The organism is Methylobacterium crusticola (assembly GCF_003574465.1).
In the GTDB taxonomy this organism is placed as follows: Bacteria; Pseudomonadota; Alphaproteobacteria; order Rhizobiales; family Beijerinckiaceae; genus Methylobacterium; species Methylobacterium crusticola.
This window is the reverse complement of the sequence record NZ_QOWC01000540.1, coordinates 1-230: the sequence shown is the minus strand read 5'-3', so window position 1 is coordinate 230 and position 230 is coordinate 1. Positions and strand designations below refer to the sequence as shown.

1 rRNA gene is annotated in these 230 nt (G+C 48.3%); it reads left to right on the top strand.

The features are described from left to right. A 16S ribosomal RNA gene (locus DT057_RS35260) occupies positions 1 to 230 on the top strand; the annotation flags it as partial.

Here is a 230-nt window from a genome sequence, read left to right as displayed (position 1 = left end):
AAGAGTTTGATCATGGCTCAGGATGAACGCTAGCGGCAGGCCTAATACATGCAAGTCGAGGGGTAGAGTAGGCTTGCTTACTTGAGACCGGCGCACGGGTGCGTAACGCGTATGCAACCTACCTTTATCTGGGGGATAGCCCGGAGAAATCCGGATTAATACCGCATAAAATCACAGAATGGCATTATTCAATGATCAAACATTAATGGGATAGAGATGGGCATGCGTGT